Below are 3276 nucleotides of genomic sequence, written 5' to 3'. Positions count from 1 at the left end.
GTGCCTGCGCCGCCCTGGAGCGGAACACCCGGTGGGGGAAGGACACCTTCGCCCCCGTCCCCGAGGGCAGCATGTGCACGATGCTCTACGGCGGTCCCGCCACCGCCCATGTCACGGGAACCTGGGCCGGCCGCCCCGTGGACGCCCGGTTCGACCGGAGCAACGGGTGCGAGACGGCGCGCTGGGACCGGTTCGTGCCCCTCCTCCCCGGCATGGACACCTAGCCCCCGGGATGCGGTCACACGTTCTACTTCACTTCGTCGTGCGACCTCCCTCTCATCCGGCACCCCCGCACAACCGCTGCGCTTAGACTCCCTCGCGTGACACGTCGCGGGCCCCTTGGCAAGATGGCCCGAACGGTCGGCAAGGTGCGGTAACAGGGAGGAAGCGTCTCGTGAGCAGCAGGCCATCCCGAGGCGCTGCTCGCCTCGCAGCCATACTCGACGCGCTTCCCGACGCGTTGGTGCTGGTCAACGCCAATGGGACCGTCGTCAACGCCAACACCATCGCCCTGGAGGCCTTCGAAGCGCCCGGGACGGCCCTCGTGGGGCGTGGTCTGCTCGATCTGCTGCCGCAGTTCGACTCGCGGCTCATCCCCGGCTCGATGCGCCGGCCCGACCACATGGACCCGCGCGGGCGGACCAAGCCGACCCGGATGGTGGCGCGCAGGACCGACGGGAGCGAGTTCCCCGTCGAGGTCACCAGCGCCAACCTGGAGAACGGCCAGCAGGCCTACGACGGTTACGGCTACAGCGGCGACGAGCTGCTCATGCTCGTCGTACGCGATCTGACCGGGACCGTCGACACCGAGGCCGAGCTGGCCCGGTCGCAGCGGCAGACCGAGATGATCCTTCGGGCCGCGTCCGAGGGGGTCGTCGGCACCGACACCGACGGGCGGATCGTGCTCGTCAACCCGGCCGCCGCCCAGATACTGGGGTACCGGGCCAGCGACCTCGGCGGCCGCGAGCTCCACGACCTCATCCTGCACTCCCGCGCCGACGGCAGCCCCTTCGCGTACGAGGAGTCCCCGCTCGCCGACACCCTGCGCTCCGGGCGCAAGCACCGGGTGCGCGGGCAGGTGCTGTGGTCGAAGAAGGGGGAGAAGGTCCCGGTCGACCTGACCACCGCGCCCGTGCGCGACGGGGACCAGCTCGTCGGCGCCGTGCTCACCTTCAACGACCGGCGGCCCTACGACGCCCTCGCCGACGAGAAGTCCGCCGCCGAGAAGGCCCACGCGCAGGAGCTGGAGCGGCTGGAGGAGGAGCACGCCTCCGAGCTGACCGCGCTGCGCCAGAAGCACATCACCGAGCTGGAGGAGCTCCAGGAGCGGCACGACGAGGAACTCGCCGCGGGCGAGGAACGGTACGCCGCCCTCGGGGAGCGCGAGAAGGACCGCTACGAGGCCCTCGCCGGACGGCACGACCAGCTGCTGACGCTGCTGGGACGCTCGTTGCGCGGGCCCCTCGACGAACTGCGGCGCGAACTGTCCGCGCTCGCCGCCGACGACGCCGGACAGCTGTGGCCCGAGGCCAACCAGGTCCTGCACCACCTCTCGGCCGGCTACTCCCGCATCACCAACCTCATCGACAACGTCCTCGGCTACCAGCGCCTCGACGCGGGAGCCGACGACATCCTCCGTACGAACGTCATGCTCGACGCGGTCGTCGCCGCCGGTGTGGACGGCGCGGTCGAGCTCATCGGGCCGGGGCGCGTCCAGTTCGCCGTGCACGCGCCGCCCATCGAGGCCGAGGTCGACGCGCAGCGCCTCGCGACCGCGCTCGCGCATCTCATCGCGGACGTGGCCGGGGTCGACGCGACCGGCAACTCCCCCGTGTCCGCGGGCGGTTACATGGACAACACGGTCGTGGTCGCGGCCGCGCTGCGCGGCGAGAGCGTGCGCATCGAGGTGCGCGGCCCGTACGCCGGGGGAGACCCGGTGCACGAGCCCATCGTGCGCGGGATCGTGCGCGCGCACGGCGGTGTGCTCCAGACGCACGAGGTGCCGGGCATGAGCGGCAGCGCCTACGTCCTCGAAGTGCCCATCGGCGGTGGGGCGGGGGCCGTCGCGGCGCCCGGTCCGGCCGCGCTGGAGGCCGCTCCCGCTCAGGCCTCCCCTCAGGAGAGCGCCCCGATGGAGAGCGCTCCGACGGACACCGCTCCTGCCGAGGGGGGCGGGCGGCGGCGGGCCCGGCGTGCCTCCACCGACTCCTTCCTGGACGCCGACGTCCCCCCGGGGAACGGCACCGGCACTGACGAGTCCGTACCGCCCACCGGGCGTCGTAGGCGGCGGGCGGCAGCCGGGCAGGAGCAGCCCGTGGCCGTACCGGCGCAGGCCTCCGGCGAGGACGCGGACGGCTCCGGCGGTACCGGGCGACGCCGTGGGCGTCCCGCCGAAGGCGCCGAGGCCGGCGATGCCGGTGTGTCCGAGGGTGCCGTGGTGATGGCCGGCGAGCACGGGGCCGGATCCGCGGCGATGGGCACCGGTCTCGGCGGGACCGTACCGCCGCAGGGCGTGCCCGTCCCCGCCGGGCGCCGGGCCCGGCGCGAGGGCGGCGAACAGCACGCGCTGCCGGCGGCGTTGCCCGCGGGCGGCTCCGCCGAGCCGGGGCGGGCACAGGGTGAGCTCCAGGTCGCCGGGCAGGTCCCGTCCGGCGACGGCACACCGCAGCAGGACGGCCGTCGTCGGCGTGCCCTCGCGGCCGCGTCGGAGCGTGCGGCGGCGCAGGAGGCGGCCCCGCGCTCGGTCTTCGCCCTTCCGCCCGCCGACGCGGACCGGCCGGCCGACGCCACCGACCCGGCGGCCCTGGCACAGGTCCAGCCCCAGGGACAGTCCCATGGGCAGTCCCAGGCTCAGCCCCAGCAGCCCGTGCCTCAGCAGCACCTGCCTCAGATCCAGCCGCAGTCCCAGGGGCAGGCGCAGGCGCAGGGACAGATGCAGGGGCAGATGCAGGCTCCGGGCCAAGGTCAGCTCTCAGGACAGGTGCCGCAGCCCGGTCAACCTCAGGTGCCCGGTCAGCCGCAAGTGCCCGGTCAGGTCCAGATGCCCGGTCAGGCCCCGGCACCCGCACCCGTACCGGCTCAGGCCCAGGTCCCCGGCGTCGTACAGGTGCCCGGTCCGGTCCAGGCTGCCCCCGCCGGTCAGCCCCCCGCTCCCGTGGCCGCCAACGGCCTCGCGCAGCCTCTCCCCGCCGACGGGCACGGTGACCACGGCCGGCATGACGCCGTGCCGCACGACCAGGCCGACGACCACACCCCGCCGCAGCCGCACCCCACCAC

1 protein-coding gene and 1 pseudogene are annotated in these 3276 nt (G+C 74.4%); both read left to right on the top strand.

Going from position 1 to position 3276, the window contains the following annotated elements:
• Positions 1 to 224, top strand: a pseudogene (locus EHS43_RS40835) (subtilase-type protease inhibitor); the annotation flags it as partial.
• A gap of 170 nt (positions 225 to 394) precedes the next feature.
• Positions 395 to 3276 (top strand): PAS domain-containing protein (locus EHS43_RS40830; RefSeq protein WP_185806626.1); only part of this gene is annotated, 2882 nt, incomplete at its 3' end.

Source organism: Streptomyces sp. RP5T (assembly GCF_003933965.1).
Classification (GTDB): domain Bacteria; phylum Actinomycetota; class Actinomycetes; order Streptomycetales; family Streptomycetaceae; genus Streptomyces.
The sequence above is the reverse complement of the archived record's forward strand: the minus strand, read 5'-3'. Positions and strand labels throughout refer to the sequence as shown.